The organism is Blastopirellula sp. SH421 (assembly GCF_057808535.1).
Genome location: NZ_CM173712.1, coordinates 4,715,719 through 4,731,632, shown reverse-complemented (window position 1 = coordinate 4,731,632; position 15,914 = coordinate 4,715,719). Strand labels below are relative to the sequence as shown.

12 protein-coding genes are annotated in these 15,914 nt (G+C 55.6%); 6 read left to right on the top strand and 6 right to left on the bottom strand.

Annotation, left to right across the window (positions count from 1 at the left end; genetic code table 11):
• The first annotated feature begins 19 nt into the window (after positions 1 to 19).
• Entirely contained in the window at positions 20 to 1,246 is a 1,227-nt protein-coding gene (locus SH421x_RS19180) for an AAA family ATPase (RefSeq protein WP_488851517.1), read from the top strand.
• Positions 1,243 to 2,742 carry a DUF58 domain-containing protein gene (locus tag SH421x_RS19175; protein WP_488851515.1) on the top strand — a complete coding sequence of 500 codons (1,500 nt, stop codon included), beginning with the start codon at positions 1,243 to 1,245 and terminating at the stop codon, positions 2,740 to 2,742. The genes SH421x_RS19180 and SH421x_RS19175 overlap by 4 nt, the downstream gene beginning before the upstream one ends.
• Positions 2,743 to 2,771: 29 nt before the next feature.
• Here SH421x_RS19175 and SH421x_RS19170 read toward each other — a convergent pair whose 3' ends face one another.
• Together SH421x_RS19170 and SH421x_RS19165 are read right to left on the bottom strand one after the other, a co-directional pair.
• Entirely contained in the window at positions 2,772 to 3,986 is a 1,215-nt protein-coding gene (locus tag SH421x_RS19170; RefSeq protein ID WP_488851513.1) for an amidohydrolase family protein, read from the bottom strand.
• 132 nt (positions 3,987 to 4,118) lie between these two features.
• Positions 4,119 to 5,255 (bottom strand): DUF1559 family PulG-like putative transporter, encoded by a 1,137-nt coding sequence (locus SH421x_RS19165; protein WP_488851511.1) that lies wholly within the window; start codon positions 5,253 to 5,255, stop codon positions 4,119 to 4,121.
• Positions 5,256 to 5,480: 225 nt separating this feature from the next.
• Here SH421x_RS19165 and SH421x_RS19160 point away from each other — a divergent pair, with 225 nt between their 5' ends.
• Entirely contained in the window at positions 5,481 to 6,404 is a 924-nt protein-coding gene (locus SH421x_RS19160; RefSeq protein WP_488851509.1) for a GNAT family N-acetyltransferase, read from the top strand.
• Between the two features lie 6 nt (positions 6,405 to 6,410).
• Here the strand turns inward: SH421x_RS19160 and SH421x_RS19155 are convergent, their stop codons facing one another.
• A complete protein-coding gene (locus SH421x_RS19155; RefSeq protein ID WP_488851507.1) occupies positions 6,411 to 7,649 on the bottom strand; it encodes an outer membrane protein assembly factor BamB family protein in 1,239 nt (412 codons plus the stop codon).
• A 158-nt stretch (positions 7,650 to 7,807) separates the two neighbouring features.
• Between SH421x_RS19155 and SH421x_RS19150 the strand changes: the two genes are divergently transcribed.
• The 3 genes from SH421x_RS19150 to SH421x_RS19140 all read left to right on the top strand — a co-directional run bounded on the left by SH421x_RS19150 (position 7,808) and on the right by SH421x_RS19140 (position 10,249).
• Entirely contained in the window at positions 7,808 to 8,398 is a 591-nt protein-coding gene (locus SH421x_RS19150; protein WP_488851505.1) for an HAD family hydrolase, read from the top strand.
• Positions 8,399 to 8,406: 8 nt separating this feature from the next.
• Positions 8,407 to 8,835 carry an acyl-CoA thioesterase gene (locus SH421x_RS19145; RefSeq protein ID WP_488851503.1) on the top strand — a complete coding sequence of 143 codons (429 nt, stop codon included), beginning with the start codon at positions 8,407 to 8,409 and terminating at the stop codon, positions 8,833 to 8,835.
• A gap of 193 nt (positions 8,836 to 9,028) precedes the next feature.
• The gene (locus SH421x_RS19140; protein ID WP_488851501.1) at positions 9,029 to 10,249 is read left to right on the top strand and encodes a HEAT repeat domain-containing protein; all 1,221 of its coding nucleotides are present in this window, start codon (positions 9,029 to 9,031) and stop codon (positions 10,247 to 10,249) included.
• A 33-nt stretch (positions 10,250 to 10,282) separates the two neighbouring features.
• On the opposite strand, the gene SH421x_RS19135 is transcribed toward SH421x_RS19140, so the two are convergent.
• The 3 genes from SH421x_RS19135 to SH421x_RS19125 all read right to left on the bottom strand — a co-directional run bounded on the left by SH421x_RS19135 (position 10,283) and on the right by SH421x_RS19125 (position 15,593).
• Entirely contained in the window at positions 10,283 to 12,268 is a 1,986-nt protein-coding gene (locus SH421x_RS19135) for a redoxin domain-containing protein (protein ID WP_488851499.1), read from the bottom strand.
• 138 nt (positions 12,269 to 12,406) lie between these two features.
• Positions 12,407 to 13,816 carry a polysaccharide biosynthesis/export family protein gene (locus tag SH421x_RS19130; RefSeq protein ID WP_488851497.1) on the bottom strand — a complete coding sequence of 470 codons (1,410 nt, stop codon included), beginning with the start codon at positions 13,814 to 13,816 and terminating at the stop codon, positions 12,407 to 12,409.
• Entirely contained in the window at positions 13,749 to 15,593 is a 1,845-nt protein-coding gene (locus SH421x_RS19125) for a tetratricopeptide repeat protein (protein WP_488851495.1), read from the bottom strand. Before SH421x_RS19125 ends, SH421x_RS19130 begins: the two co-directional genes overlap by 68 nt.
• Positions 15,594 to 15,914 lie beyond the last annotated feature (321 nt).

The following is a 15,914-nucleotide window of genomic DNA, read 5'->3' as shown; positions in this document are numbered from 1 at the left end:
GGAGCCTTGATTCGCAACGATGAGTTCGCCAACCTCCGATACAATCGAGTTCGCTTGTTCCGCTTGCCAGAAAATTCTGCGCGTCCCGAGTTCTGCGGCCGGCAAAAAAGCGAAGTGCCCTGACTGCGGCTCAGTACAAATCATCCCTGCAGATAGCGCCGCCGACGACGCGTCCGCCGAATCAAAATTCGAGATGCCGTCCGCTGCGCACACTGCGCCTTCGACGGCCGCCAAGTCAGAAGTCGGCGCGTTTCGCTCGACTATAGATCGACACCATGCCGAAGAAGGAAGCGATACGCGGACGCGTCAGCTATTCAAAAAGATCACCAAGGAAGTCAGCAAAATCTATGTTGGCCAAGACGAACTAGTCTTGGGAACGTTGACAGCACTGTTCTCTAGCGGTCACGTCTTGATTGAAAGCGCGCCGGGATTGGGGAAGACGCTGTTTGTTCGTACGTTGGGGCGCGTGCTGGGGTGTCAGTTTGGTCGCGTGCAGTTTACCGCCGACTTGATGCCGTCTGATATTACCGGTGCGCCAATCTTCGACATGAAGACCAACGAATTCCGTTTTCGACCAGGTCCCATTTTCACGCAATTGTTGTTGGCGGACGAAATCAATCGCTCGCCTGCCAAGACGCACGCGGCTCTTTTAGAAATCATGCAAGAGTTTCGCGTGACGATCGACGGAACCAGTCACAAGATTGATCGCCCATTTTTGGTTTTGGCGACGCAAAACCCGATCGAATCGGAAGGAACGTACAATCTGCCTGAGGCGCAGTTGGACCGGTTTATGTTCAAGCTCAAGTTGAACTATCCGGAGATCGAGGAAGAGGCCGAAATCTTGCGGATGCACAGTCGCCAAGAGGATATCAATCGCCGCTTGGAAGAAGAACTGGAAGTGGTCTCTTCGCCGCAAGAAATTTTAGAAATTACCCAGCTCAATAGCGAAGTGATCGTGGACGATAAGTTGATCGACTATATCAACAAGATCGTCCGTCTGACGCGCGAATGGCCGCAGTTTCACATGGGAGCATCCACTCGCGCCGGGATTACGCTGATGCAAGGCGCGCGGACTTTGGCGGCATTCAGTGGGCGCAACTATGCGGTGCCGGATGACGTCGTGCAGATCGCGATTCCTACATTACGGCATCGCGTGATCTTGTCGGCCGAAGCGGAAGTCGAGGGACATGACGTCGATGATTTGTTGACCGAGCTGATTCGGACCGTGGAGGTTCCGCGGCTGTGAATTTCGTGAACCAGTTGATGCAATCCGAGCTGGCGATCATGCTGTTTGCGCAGTCGCAAGCTCCAGGGATCTGGCAGACCATCTTGACGGAGTTGGGGCTGAAGTCCGAACAACTCACGGCGATGCCGCTGTTGATGTTCTTGCTGTTTGCAATTCCGTTGTTGATTTTGGCCTATATCTGGCGCGTCTATCCGACGCGGTGGGCTGCGTGTTTGTTTGCGCTGCCGCTGCTTATTTCGTTTGGCGTATTGTTTCATACGGATGCTCTTCTCTACGTCTTGGTCATTGATGCGGCAATCTTGTGTTTTCTCGGATACGACTTGACGCGGCTCCCCAAGGCGAAGCATCTTTCGGCAGAGCGGGAGACGTTGCGAATCGCATCGCTACAAAAAAAACATCGTGTTACGCTTTTGATAGAAAATCACGGCGCACGGCGTTTGAAGATCTCAGTGCGGGACGATTTGCCGCAACAGTTTTTGGCGACTCCAGAAGAGTTTCGCGTTGATATCGCGCCGCGCAGTCGCGCGACGGTCCATTATGAGTTTGAGCCAAGTCAACGCGGCGCGTTCAATTTGGACTGCATCTATCTCCAGGTTGAAAGTACCTTCGGCTTTTGGCGAAAGTATATTTCAAGCCCCTGCGAAACGGTGGTGAAAGTCTACCCCGACATGAAGCAATTGTCGGAATATGCGATTCTGGCGCGGACCAATCGACTTAGTTTGATGGGGGTGCGCCGCACGCGTCGCGTGGGCCAAGATCATGATTTTGAGCGTCTCCGCGACTATACGCTGGACGATAACTACAAACATATCGATTGGCGCTCAACCGCCAGACGACGTCGCTTGACGGTGCGAGAATTTCAGAGTAGCCAATCGCAGCGGATCATCTTTTTGATTGACTGCGGTCGGATGATGACCAACGAGGCCGATGGTATTAGTCTGCTCGATCACTCGCTCAACGCGATGTTGATGATGAGCTATGTCGCGCTGCGGCAAGGGGATTCGGTCGGCGCGATCTGCTTTTCCAATGAGGTGCTTTCGTACGTTCCGCCTCGCAGCGGATCGAACCAGATGAACCACCTGTTGCACGCATCGTACGATCGCTTTCCACAGTTGGTCGAATCCCGATACGATGCGGCGTTTATGTATTTAAGAGCCCATTGCCAGAAGCGTTCGCTGGTCGTGATGATTTCTAATGTGATCGACGAAGTCAACGCGCATCAGATCGAGCAATACCTGGGCACGATTGTTGGGCGGCATCTACCGCTAGGGATCTTACTGCGTGATCATCGCATTTTTGACGCCGCCGATACCGAGAAGTTATACGGGCGCAGTCTGTTTGAAGCGGCCGCCGCAGCCGAAATTTTGACTTGGCGACACCAAGTATTGACCGACCTGGCCCATCGCGGCGTGATGGCGATGGATGTTTTTCCGGAGGATCTGACCGCGAATTTGGTCAACCAGTATCTGGAAATTAAAGCTCGCCATTTACTGTAAAGCATGAGTCGATCAGCACCGCTGCGGCATTATTTGGCAAGCACGGCCTGCCCCTCGCGCCAGTTGTCTAGTTTCTCTTGGGCGTGCGGAATTAGTTTACAAGAGTTTTCGTAGTAGACTTTTTTCAGCACTTCGTCGGGGAGACCAATGCCGTAGATGCGCCAAAAGCCTTGCGGTGGAAAAGGCTTTTCAGAATAGGGAATGTACTCGTCATACGTTTCCAAAAAACGCCAGTAGTAAGTTAGTCGTAGCTCGGGCCAGGGCCCGTCGGTTCCGAATAAGATGCGATCGGCGTGTTTGATAAAGAAGGCGCGCGAGGTGTAAGGTTGTCGTCCTAACTCGCTGATGCGCGACGACGGCTCGATGTAAAGATTGGGATACGTTTCTAGCCACTTGTCGACTGTGGCTAGATCTTCAGAGTTATTCGCAAAGTGGGCGCCGATAAAGTTGGTTTGGGGATGCCGCGCAATAACGCGATTGCGGGCCTCCAGCAGGGCGGCGCGACTCGGGAATTTGTCGGCCGGAAAATGCCAATCGGGATGACGATGCAGTTCTTCCCAGCGTTCGTTGGTTTCGTCGATCGGGTCAAAGAAAGCGGCCGGATCGGCGGTATGAATGATGACCGGCAAGCCAAGTTCGCCGCAGGCCTGCCAAATGGGATCCCAGCGGGGATCGTCAATTTTCAGCAGCGATCCATCGGCATCTTTGTAGCCAAGGCCAAATTGCTTGAAGATCTTTAGGCCGCTGGCGCCCTGTTGTTTGACCTCCGCCAGCGCCAGCGCCATGCGGCGACCAAAGTCAGGTCGCTGACAATCCCAGGTCTCTGGTTTCTCGGGATCGCCGGTTCCTTGCCAATCGATGTTGGCGTAGATCAAAAACCGGTTGGGATATTTCGTCCAAAGATAGGCGGCATGCTCGTCAAACTCATCTCCCAAGCGGCCATCGAGACTAACGCAGATCGCAATCTGTTGTTGGTCCATGACGGCGACAAAATCGTCCAGTTGCTCTAGCGAACCTCGTAGGCGATAGCGGAAATGCGTATGCGCGTCGATCACCGGATACTTGGCTTGCTGTAGCTTGGTCTCGGCGACCTTTAATTTAGGCGCGGGGAAGAATTGGTCGAGCGCCAAATTTCGCCCGTCGCGCCCATCAAGCGTCGCCGGCTCAATCCCGGAGTCTTGCCCCCAGGCCGATGGTGCGGGAAGTAGCAAGAGTAAGAAGAGAACGTATTTTGCAGGACGCATGACTTTCTTTCGCGAGAATCTTCGATCGAAGCGAGACGCAACCTTGGATGCAAAGCTTGCCTGCTAAGTTACGCAAATCGCGTATTCTGATTCTAACCAAAGCGCAAAGTCGATATCGACCGCTGGACGACGTTAGCGAATAGGGATCGGGCGACTGATCGTAACATGGTCCTCTTCGCCGGGAACATGAGGCCAAGGTACATCGGAAGGACGCAGGCAGATCGGACAGATCCCAATGCTTCCGACGGGGCCTCCGTTGATTGGATAATCGCCAGATCCACCGTTACCGGAGTCCTCGCCGGAGTTGGGTGGATCGGCAAGCACATTGCCCAAATCGCTTCCATCTCCTCCCAACAAAAGGTCCAGCTGATCGTCGGCAGGGTTGAGCATTGTCAACTCTGCTAAGAGTTGATGTTCGTTCTGCTGCGACCAGAACGAGACATGTCCATCCGCATACAAAAAGAACGAGCCGAGAACGTGACTGCTCGAGAAAGCGGAGTGATCGTCGGCGTTGATTGGCTGGTGAGAACTGCCAACCACGTGAGCGAGGTATTCTGCATGGCCGAATCCAATGCCGGTCCACGTAGCGCGGGCAGAGCCAGTCGTTTGCTGGGAGCGACGTTCGCCTGCCAGAATTGTGTTGCTAGTGCCGCGGATAAAATCACGCAGCTTCGTTTCGCTATTGTGATGAAACGGTCCGTGAAAAGGCTTGCCGGTAAAGCGGCGTTTGGCGCCGGAGTAACCGCTGGATGTTGACAACGGCGCCGGTCCAAAGTTGGCGACATAGTGCGACGCAGGAAGCGAAAACGCCGTGCCGCCACCATATTCGAATTGAAGATCCAGAGACGAGGGATCGCTGGGACAAGAGAAGGTCGTGATCGTTTGTTGACGACTTGCGTCATTAATTTCGTGCAGCATCGGCCAGTCGAGCGCCACGCGATCAGCGATCGCACCTTGCTCTAGTTGCGAGAGCAAGTGGGCGGCCCAACCCCAGCCGGTCAGCCCAAAGACTTCTTCATCTCCTGACATCGTGACGCCGATCCAACCCGGCGGCAGGCGATTTTCGGCGTCATGAAACAGCTGTGAGGCGATCCCGATCTGTCGCAGGTTGTTTTGGCAATGCGCTCGGCGAGAGGCCTCACGAGCTTGTTGAACGGCTGGGATTAGCAGAGCAACCATCGCGCCGATGATCGCAATGACGACCAGCAGTTCCACCAGCGTAAAACCGAGCGGCGAACGCTGCACTTTGATGGAGTTGTTGGTTCGCATGCAATTGCCATCTATCGGAAGGAAAACGGTATTTCTCGGAGGACGTTCCCTCGATTCTCGCTCAGGTCCAATTCAATTGCAATAAGTTTGCAGTATCAATTCATGCATAAAAAGGAGTTGAAAAATTCAAAAAAAGCGGCAATCGGTTTTGGCCTAGCCGAGTTGACTGCACCCTAGGCGGCAAAGGAGACTAGAGAGTGGTAAACATTCGTCGCTGGAGCACCCATGTTTAAGATTCATTCCGCCAAGCCGGCTGATGCGGGCGAGATTGCTGCGCTGATTCATACTTCCACCAATAGTTGGTATCAGTCGCATGGCCGCGAAAAAATTTTTCTAGGGCCTCAGGAAGATTGTTTGCTGTTTCCGGAAGTGTATGAAGATCTCGATCCCGGTTGCTGCTTGGTGGCGCACAGCGAAGCGGATGGCAGCTTGATCGGCTCTTGTTTCTACCATCCCCGCAAGACGCATATCTCGCTGGGCATCATGAATGCGTCGAGCCAATTCGCTGGCGCCGGGATCGCCAGTGCGCTGTTGGATGATATTATTGGTCTCGCCGAAGATCGCGAGATGCCGGTCCGGCTGGTATCGAGCGCGATGAATCTCGACTCGTTTTCACTCTACAGCCGACGCTTCTTTCATCCCTATGCCGTCTATCAGGATATGTTTTTTCGCGTTCCAGAAGAGGGAGGGCTGAGCCTGATTGACTTACCGACCGAACGTGTTCGCCCTGCCACGTTAGCGGATGTGAAAGAGATCGATCAGCTAGAGCAAGAGATCTGGCGGACATCGCGCGAAGGAGACTGGCGCTACATGATCGAGAATGCTCGCGGCTATTGGCATTGTTCCGTGATTGAGCGAAAAGGGAAAATCACCGGGGCCATGGCCTCGATCGGACATCCAGCGAGCAATATGATCGGTCCCGGCGTCGGCGCCAGCGCGACCGAGATGGCCGCGCTGATTTTGACCGAACTGAACCAGTATCCAGGCAAGACGCCGGTGGCGTTGATCCCTAGCAACAACGCAAAATTGGTTGCGATGATGTACGCGCTAGGCGGACGTAATTGTGAACTTCACCTAGCCCAGGCGTTTGACGAGACTCCGGTCATTGACGGCATCGTCATGCCGACGTTCATGCCGGAGACTTGTTAGGCGATGTTACTTCTCGAAGCAGTATAGGTCTTTTAGGCTTCGCAAATACAGCGAATCGCCGACGGCGGCCGGCGAAGCTTGGAATCCGTCAGGTAGCGAACTTTCGGCGACTATTTCAAACTCATCACTCGCTTTGAAGACAGTGATCTTGCCGCTTTCATCAAAGCAATAAAGATTGCCCCCGGCGGCGAACAGCGAAGCGCGATAGTTGCCGCCGATCCGCTTTTGCCAAATTTGTTCGCCGGTCAGCGCATCAACGCAGGTGGCGATCCCTTTGTCGTCGACGATAAACATGCGATCGTCCAAAATGACTTGCGACGGACGATAAGGAGCCCCTTTGGACATTCCCCACACGATGGCGCTATCCGCGATTTGACCACGCCCTGATGGATCCATTGCGAACAACTTGCGATCGCCGTCGCCGCCGGTGATGTATACCAGACCGTGCTTATAGAGCGGACGCGGAGCGGCGTTCATACCGCCGTGTTTGACTCGCCATAGTTCAGCGCCGGTTTCTGGATCGTAGCAGATCGTGTCGGTTGCGCTAGGCATCACCAGTTGGCGTTGGCCTTCGTGTTCAAACAAGCAGGCTGTGCTGTACGCTTTTTTGCGGTCGCCGTTGTCGGTGCCGTAGTCAATGTTGCGATCTTGCTTCCAAACGGTTTTGCCTGTCTGTTTGTCAAGCGCGACTGCGTATTGCAAATCGTAGCCGTCAAAAGCGACGTACAAGTTATGCTCGTCGATAATCGGAGACGACCCTGGCCCGCGCCAATGATCACACGGCAGGTCACGTCGCTCCCAGATTGTCGCCCCGGTCTCTGTATCAAGACATGCGGTGCCAAAGCTGCCGTAGTGGACGTAGATACGTCCCGCTTCGATCGCGGGAGTACAGGATGCGTAACTATTGCTGACTTCTTTCTCTTGAGGGCTCTCGGTCGTAAAGACGACGCGATCGATCAAGATTTCGCCGGTATGGCGATTGAGCGCGAGTACGGACTGTTGTTTGCCATCCTCGGTGGCCGTGGTCACCCAGATCTGATCTCCCCAAACGACCGGCGAAGACCAGCCGCGGTCGTGGATGGCGGTCTTCCATTTCAGAACTTGGGGATCGCTGAAATCAACAGGTAAATGTTCGCTGTTGGCGACGCCGTCCCCGTTTGGACCACGAAATTCTGGCCAATTGTCCCCTGCATGCGCCGCGGAAAAGGAAAGGAAAATCAAAAGTAGGGAAAACAGGCGGGACATGAATCGACTCCGTCGAGTGAGGCTTAAGGGGGGAAGATCCATTATGCGTCTTCCGGGGGCCGGGTCAACGAATTTCGTCGGTAACCCGCGGCCTACGAAAATCGGGGTTTTCCCATTAGAATGGGCCCACCACCTTAGCCGCAAGGAATCGATCTGCAATGGTTTTTGACGCACTGATTTTTGATCTCGACGGAACGCTGGCCGACACGATGCCTGCGCACTATATCGCATGGCGCTCGACTATGAAAAAATATGGCATCTCGTTTGACGAAGATCGCTTTTATTCGCTGGGGGGGTGTCCCAGTCATAAGATCGTCGAGTTGCTGGCCGCAGAGCAGGGGATTGTCCTCGATTCTCAAGCGGTCGCAGTCGAGAAGGAAGAAGCATTTTTGCTAGAAATCGCCGAGGTGACCGCGATCGAGCCGGTTGTCGAGCTGGTTTATGAATACCGGGGTCGGCTGCCGATGGCGGTTGCAACTGGGGCAATGCGATACGTCGCAGACCTGATTTTGGCTCACATCGGTCTGACCGGTTGCTTTGACGCGTGCGTCACGTCGGAAGATACCGAGCGGCACAAACCGCATCCGGACGTCTTTTTGGAAGCGGCGCGACAATTAAAAGTAGAGCCCGAGCATTGCCGCGTTTACGAAGATGCCGATCTCGGCATCGAAGCAGGGCGTCGCGCCGGCATGGAAGTGGTTGACGTCCGCAACTTCTTTACGCCGCGACGAATTACGGTTTCTTCGTGAGGTCACTTGTGCCTGCTATTTACGAACATGCGATCTCGGTCGCTCAGGCCGACATCGACATGCAAGGGCATGTCAACAACTTGGTTTATCTGCGGTGGATGCAGGACGCGGCGGTCGCCCATTCCGTGGCCGAGAATTGGGGAAAACGGCGTTACGAGGAACTCGGCTGCGGTTGGGTGGTGCGAGCCCATGCGATCGAGTATTTGTCGCCTGCTTTTGCCGGGGAAGAGTTGGTTGTGCGGACTTGGCTCTCGGACTATTTCACCGCTTCCGTCTTGCGGCAGTACGAAATTTGCCGCGTCAGCGACGACCGGACGCTGGCGAAAGCCGAAACCAAGTGGGTGCTGATTGATATGGCCAAACGGACTCCGCGACGCATCCCAAACGAAATCTTGCTGGCATTTCAGCTTGTTCCTCGCGGCGAAGCGTCCGTATAAACGTTGCAAACCGACGATATTTTCCCCTGCTTGTGGGGTGTCTAGTGCTTCTCGTTGGCTCCTTCCATCGCACTCGCTTATACTAAAAGCGTATCTTTACGGCTGGAGCGGTGTTGAAATTTACGGCGCACCGCGTTGTCGAGCGTCGTAAACTGAACCGATCCCCCTGTCTTCCCCCGACTTGCAGACCGACGTGAAGTTGATTTGTCGTCCCAGCACCGCTCTTTTTTTGGCCGCGACTTGTTTCGCGACGCCGGCGCTGGCGGACGTGTTTGTGCTTCACTCGGGAGGACGTATCGAAGGGGAATTGCTGACCCCAACGACGGAGACGCCGCAAGAGTTGCATGTTCGCACGGTCAACGGCGACATGATCCTACCGGCCGACTTTGTGACTGAGGTCATTGAGAAATCGCCGCAGCAGCGTCATTACGAAGCGATCTTACCGCAGATGCCTCCCGATGTGGAAGGTAACTGGAAGATGGCCCAGTGGTGCGCAAACAATAATTTACCGGTTCAGCGTGAACATCATCTGCAACAGATCCTGGCGCTGGATCCCGGCAATGCCGAGGCGCGACATGCGTTGGGCTACATCCTTCGCCGCGGTGAGTGGATTATTCCCGAAGTCTGGAATAAAAGCCAAGGCATGATTCGGCATGAAGGGAAGTGGAAGTTCCCGCAAGATGTCATGCTCAGCGAGCGAGCGCAGAAATACGAAGCAGGAGTTAAAGAGTGGCGCATCCAGCTTCGTTCGTATCTGCTGCAGATGAATCGTGGCGGTGATCGAGCAGCCAAAGCACAGGCGGAGATCGCCGCGATCAAAGATCCTCAGGCGACCGAGCCGCTGATCGACATGCTAAAAGATGATAAATACCAAGGTCTGCGTGAACTGTTAATTGACGCATTGGGCAATCTCGAAAACGGGCCCTCCACTTTGGCGCTGACCAAGCTGGCGATCGACGATCCGTCGGCGTCAATTCGGGATCGCGCGACCATTGTGCTTGAGCGCCGCCCGAATGATCTCGCCGCCGCTCAATTGATCGCGCTGCTGCAAAGTAAAGATAATACCGTGGTGAATCGAGCCGCTGCGGTACTCGCGCGACTCAAGCATCCGGCCGCGATTGATCCCCTGATCGATGCGTTAGTGACATCGCACCAGTTTAAGGTGACGCAAGGCAAGCCGGGCGAAACCTCGGCATCGTTCGGCAGCGGCAGTACGGGCGGTTTCTCATTTGGCGCATCGAAGCCGAAGATCATCACCCAAGATGCCAAAAACGAAGTGGTATTGCGAGCTCTGCTCGAGACGCTGCAAAAGGCGGAGCTAACCGCCAACTTTGGCTACGATGAAGCTCAGTGGAAGCACTGGAACGCAAGTCGCAACGCTCCGCCCACGGTCGATCTGCGCCGCGATCAATAAACGTTCGCTGAACCAATCTAGCAATCACGAAGCTTAGCGGATCAGATTCATCAGCGCCGGCATTTTCTGCAGCAGCATTACGATATCAGTTTCCACTACCTTCTTGTCTCCATCTTTGTCGATGAGATCGAAGTAGCGTCGCCCTTTCTCGGGCACTTCTTCGCGGAGGACAATGCCGTCACCGTTGGCGTCGTATTTCTCCATCAGTCTTCTAGCTGCAGCCGCCGCGGCGTCTTGCGGCTCTGCCGGCATACTCGCCTGAGGATCGTGCGGATGTGCGACATCAAAATAGCCGATCATCATTTCTTCCCAGGTCTGATCGCCCCATTTCACTTTTTCGTTTGGATTGGGGTTAGCGAGATTCCATTTTGAATTGTCGAAATGGGCGACGCAATGAACGACGCTCCCGGCAGCAAGGGGAAGTGGCTCTAGGAGGCGATAAGAGGTCTGCCAGTTGAAGTCATAGGCCGGCACATCAAGCAGGATCTCGTTTTTCTCTTTGCCCTTCAGTTCATATCGGAATGCTTTGCCGCGGAGATGCATGTGCGGCATCATCCCCAGTAAATAGGCGCCTTCGGTAGGAATCCGCGGAGCGTCCGCTTCGACAGCGTAGTTGCCGTCACCGGCGGGAATTTGAAACGAACGGTTCAGGGCGCTTGTTGTTTTGACTTCATATTTGATCTCTTGCGGATCAGCAAAGACTAGGCCTAGTTCGCTTTGATCGAATTGTTCGCTGCCAATCGGCGTGTAGTGAACCTGAAACACGAGCCGCGATCCAGCCGGAATTTTTTTCGCCATGCCGGCCGGAAAAGGCTCAGCCCGCATCCCGGGCACATATCCCACTAAAAATCCACGAGCGCCCCCATCCCGCAAATTGCGTTCGTTGGGACCAACCGCAAAAGCCAGAATGTGATGAACGACCATGCGATTGCCGGGTCGCAATTCGGCCGCCTGCAGCCATTTGTCTTCGGTGAAACCAGGGTTATGAATGAAGTATTGATACTTCACTTCGCCGCTGGCCTGGACTTTGACCGGTTTATCAGTGACTTGGATAACTTGATCGGGTTCAACCGGTAACGTCCAGCCATGGCTCGATGCTTGCATCGCCGGCGGCGCCTGGGTTTTGTCTCCGGCCGGTGCTCCTGCGGCGACCCATTGCAGCAGCAACTCTTTTTCGGCAGTCGGCATCGGTCGAGCATTTTTAAAATGGCCATGTTCCGGCGCGGCGTGCCAAGGAGGCATTCGTTTGTCTTCGACGACTTCGGCGATCATCTCGGCCCAGCCGGCGACCTCGTCATAGTCGGTCAGTGCGAACGGAGCGATCTCGCCTTCACGATGACACTCAACGCAGCGCTTTTGCAGAATACGCGCGACCTGATTGTAGTAGGTGACATCGCTGTCGGCTTGCGGTTGATGAACTCGGCCAATGTGGCAACCGAAGGTCTCGGTGGACGGCGTTTTAACCGGCTTGCCAGCCAAGACCGCTTCGATCGCGTCGCGCAGTTCGTGCTCGTCCGCTTTATCACGGACTACGCCGATCTGATATTGGTTGTCGATTCGCCCCCGATAGATGATCTTGCGATCTGCATCCAGCGCGACCACTTCTGGGGTGCGTTCGGCTCCGGCGGCGTCCGCTAGCTGATTGCCGACATCTTTTAGCAGAGGATAAGAAATCTTGTGCAATCGGGCGAACGCGGCGATCTCGGTGATTGCGTCATGCTGATTGGACATGACCCCGAGGATCGTGACCTGCTGCGGGGCGAACTCATTCGACAGCTCTTGCAGTCGTCCTGCGTACAGCTTGGCCAGCGGGCACTCGGTTCCCAGAAAAGCGAGGACGATTACCTTTTGATCGCTGAAATCGGAGATCGCGTAATTTTTGCCGCGGAAATCTTTCAGTTGCAAATCGGGCACGATGGCGCCCAACGGCGTTTTATCGGTGATCGAATCTCGAGCCTGGAGCGGTGAAACGAACAGTGCGGTGCTGATCAACAGCGAGCAGAGCGTCCAGCGATTCATCGATTTGAGCCCGCGAAGTGGGAGGAGGAGACCGTAGCAAGAGTGAAATGCATCCACTCGTCGTACAGTAAAACCCTGCTTCGCGTCAATTGGTTTCGCCCACGGAGGAACTTTCTGCTCCCCTCTAGGTGGTGGTCATTACAGGTTTGTTACATTGGAGAAGGTGTAGCTGAAGCCGCTGAACGGAGCCACGCCGTAAATACCGCGGGTAAATACGAGATCGATAAACTCGTCGGCCCACAGGATCGGCTGCTTGGGCACCACGACGATGTCTGAGTCACGCAACCATAGTTCGTCAGACGGAATTGGGCGTTTGCCATACAGAGCGCCTTGGATGTCTACTTTGGTGGCGATTAGACGCCAATCCTCGGCGCGGCGGAAAATCACTACTTCTCGCAGATTGCCTCCCACATTCCAGCCGCCAGCCAGCGCGATTGACTGCATGACGGTCGTCGGAGCGACCAGCTCAAAGCGGCCCGGCGTTCTAACTTCTCCCAATACATACAAGTAGCGAGGCGCCCGAGCGGTCAAAATCGGCGTCACGCCGATCCCGTCGACGACGTGAGCATAACGCTCGTCGACTTCACGCTTCAACTCGTCCAGGGTCAAGCCTTGGGCGGGAACTGATTCGATCGCCGGTAGCTGAATGGTTCCTTCTGGAGTTACGCGGACGCTTTGCGACTGACCGCCGCGTCCAGCTCGGCTGTCGACCGTGGCTCGCAAATCTTCCAGCTTGGTGTTCACTTGAAGTGGTGTGACGGTAATCGCCGGTACTTTGTAGTACCGCTTGTAATCTTGATCCAGCAGATCCGTCAGTTCGGTGACTGTTTTACGAGCGGCATGCACCTGACCCAGCAACAGCACGGTGATTGAACCATCCGGCTGAATCACCAGGTCACGGTTCAAGTTCGGATCGGTCAGCGATTCAACACGCACTTGATCGCCGACATTCAAACGATACGGCGTGGTCATCTCGTTGCGCGTCAAGCGATAAACAAACTCCAACTGATCATCCACACGCAGGCGATACTCGGGCACATGCTCCAAGCGAGCCGGCCCAATGTATTCGCCTTGGGCAAAAATTTGCCAGGGAATCGGACGGCGCGCATTCCAGTGGAGTTCGCCTTCGCAAATCGGATCGGCCGAATCGACGCCAACTTTGATCGGACTATTTTGCAGTTGGGCCGGAGAAGGGCAGGGGTCGCAGTTGGGTGGTCCCGCGCACAGCATGACCGGACTGCTCTCTTCCGGCAGATTCCAACTGGTAATCGCAGCGCCGACATGGGCTGCTTGGGGTGTTCGAAGAGCAGCTTGCGCTTGCGGGGCGATGGGTTGCGGTTCCGGCTCAGCGGTCTTGTGGACGCTCGGCGTTAGCACAAGCCCCAGCGCTCCGGATAGGAGCAACAGCCCGGCGATCGCGGCGAGCGAGCGAAAAGCGTGAGACGGATTCAAGGCGATATTTTGGTTCATTCCGTGCGGCTCAACGTTGCTGGGAGGATTGCGGTTGGCGACTAGCATCTGGACGCTGTGGCCCCATCGCAGTCGCATCGACTCGCTGTTGATTGGCGAAAGCTTCAGGCGAAACCCAACGCACAAAGTTGCTTTTCGGAGCGATCACCCCGTTGGCGATCGCGTATTGCGCTTCTGCACGAGCTAGTTTCGCCATTTCATGTTCGCCAAGCAGCTCATGTATTTTGGCCAGGTTGTCCCAGGTTTCGGCCAGCGAGTGCTGTCGCAAACCGTTGATAAGCACCTGTTTGGCGTCGGTCAATTGACCATAACGGGCCAGCATGACGCCAAGCTCGTTGGCTGCCAAAATATTTTGCGGATCAGCCAGGAACGCGGATTGATGCAATGCGATCGAACGGGGGCCGATCAACGCTTTGTCTCCACCGCTGCCCGACTTTAAAAAGGGCTGCAGCTTGGCAAGTCCGTATAACGCCGCCGAGGCTTCAGGGACTCCGCCGCACGCAAACGCCAGGCGATCTTGTGCATGCGAGAAGTATTGCTGGGCGGCGACCAACGGCGTGAGTTGGTTGGCGTCGGCGTTTTTCAAAATCGGCGTGCGATGCGATTGAATCAAACGCTGGAGATTAACGTTCGCTTCTAGCCGCGAACCCTCAGGCACAAAGTCGCTCGCTTCTTCCAAAGCCAGGAGCCCTGCGGCCAAAGCATCGCTGAACTCGTGCGTACGCCGTTCGGTATCAAGCGTTTGCGTCAAAAGTCGCAAGGCTTGAATCAACTCGGCTCGGGCCGAGAAAAAAGCGCCGCGCTGAGCCAGCGAGAAGCCATGTTCAACCAGCGACTGGGCGCGGCCCCGGACCGCCGTCATTGCATGTTGATCCAGCAGCCGATCGCGTTGCACTGGCGGAGCTTGCTCGAACGCTTGCAGCGGAATCGGCATCTGCGGCGAAGGTTCGGCAGAACTTTGCACCAGCGGCGCCGCTGGCGGCAGCGCCGGCAAATGCTGCGGTTGCGGTTGCGGTTGCGCGGAAGGCTCCGCTTCGATTCGCGGCATGAACACTGGCGGCTGGGCCGACAGTTCTGGAGTTGGGGGCAACGAGCGCAGATCGTGCGGCGGTTGCGGCCCACTGGCAAAGCCGGGTTGCAGCGGAAACAGCTCTAGTTCGTCCTGCAGGGATTCAGGCGTAGGCTGCGTCGACGCCGGGCCAGGGGCTGCTTGGCTCCAGCGCGACCCTTCCATCTGAGAGGGCTGCATGCTGGGCGCCGACTGCGGCACATCCGAGCTGGGACCGGAGATCTGTGGGCCTTCTAACGAGAAGGATGAGTCGGGTTCATCTAATCGCGGTAACGGCACGCTGACGGGCTTTTGGCGATCGACGGCGGTTTGCGGCTGCGCTTCGATCAGCGGCATATATCTGGGCGTTGCCGGCGTGGGCAGGGGCTGCAGTTCTGGTTGCGGCGGCAGTTTTGGCGGCGGCGGAAGCACGAGCGGCGCATCGGCCGTTTCTGGCAAAGGAGGAAGGCCGATCACCGACGATGCGAAGGGAGTCGGCAATTGCGAGAGCAAATAGGGGTTCTCTACCGTTGGTTGGTCGGTCGCTGAGATCTCGAGCGCTACAGGGCGAACGTCGGCCGGAAGCTGAAATCGGCGCGGCGTGCCAATCGACTTCTCAGAAGAGATGCGGTTAGCAGAGGATGCGACCGGCGCATCGGAGCATCCTGCAAACGCGGCGAGCGTTGCGGCGGCCAGCGCCGTCGGCCCCATCCAGATTGGGTGTCTGCGATCCATCATGATTCCGTTCACGAGTGTCAGTATCGCGTCGGACTCCGCCGGCGCATTTGACTCTTCGGTCGTTAGCATCGACTCGATTTGAAGCGTGCATTCACTCAATCCGGCCGGATCAGAATGTCCCGTCCAGACCGTGCTGGCGCAGGCCGAATACTCGCTACAACGCGCAGGTCAGTACGAAGATTGGAGTTGTGTGAGCGACAAATTCGTCGAATTTCGCCGCTTCGCTATGACCGTTAAAAGCCACACAGCGCACAGCGGAATCTAAGGAGAATTGCCTAGATTTGCAAGAAAAATGCAGGATGTCCGAACAGTTTTATCCTATACATCAAGTACATCTTCGCGGTGGGCAGTACCGCGTTGCAATTCGAATGCTCTTAAGAAAAAGAATTA